Source organism: Aurantimonas aggregata (assembly GCF_010500835.1).
Classification (GTDB): domain Bacteria; phylum Pseudomonadota; class Alphaproteobacteria; order Rhizobiales; family Rhizobiaceae; genus Aurantimonas; species Aurantimonas aggregata.
Window position 1 is genome coordinate 1 of record NZ_JAAAMJ010000088.1, and the last position, 856, is coordinate 856.

Consider the following 856-nt stretch of genomic DNA (forward strand, 5'->3'; position numbering starts at 1 on the left):
TCTGAAGGGCGCAAACCAGTTGCCAATGGTCATCGAGGGCGTCACATTCACCGACGGCGTTGCCACGCAGAGCGCCGACAACCGCGCCGCTTGATCAAGCCGCGTCACCCAAAATCGGCCATAGCTCCGCGCAGTTCGGCGCGGATCGCATCGTCCCAGACGATGTCGCGCAGTGCATTAAGGATTGCCACTCGTGACGCTTCGGGCAGTTCCAGCAGAGTTTCGTAATAGCTCTGATCCTGTCCCAGCGAGCCATAGCCGTGATTGAGCGCCTCGAATTCATCCTCCAGCACGACATAGCCGGTGGTCATACCAGCGAGCATGATCTTCACTTGGCCGATTTCGTGTCGTTCGCCGCCTTCGTCGAAATAAACGAGGGCGAAGCTGGTCCTGAACCCGTAGTCATCCCAGTTGTCGCGCACGAGATAGGCTTCGGATTCGCCGCTCAGACTTCGGTAACGCCTCGCGCTGTCCGTGTAGGAAATGACGGTAAATCTCATAGCGACCTCGATGGCGGGTGTGGCTTGCGCAAATCTCGTTCAAAGAAGGCCATCGACGGTTAAGCTCAGTGTCAGCCGTTGGAATAGGCTCAGTGACCAGTGTTAGCCTACCGCTACTCTCGGGCGGTACAAGTTTGTCCGTGAGCAGCTAAGATGGCGCGGCGCGAAATTTAGTTCCGACACCCTATACGGGCCGGCAGCGGACCGGCAGCTGACCGGCAGCTTGTGACTAATACCAACGTGCGCGATAGCTGACTCTGTAGGGGTTCCCAAGGCGGGCGAAGTCTGAATCGATGGAGGCAAACGGAGGTTTGCCATGGCTTCAGCGATCCCGCTTCGTTCCGATTTCAACGGAC

General features: G+C 57.8%; 1 protein-coding gene. It reads right to left on the reverse strand.

Translation table 11 applies throughout. From position 1 onward, the window contains the following. Window positions 1-104: 104 nt before the first annotated feature. Entirely contained in the window at window positions 105-500 is a 396-nt protein-coding gene (locus GTW51_RS23380; RefSeq protein WP_163046412.1) for a hypothetical protein, read from the reverse strand. Between the last annotated feature and the right edge of the window lie 356 nt (window positions 501-856).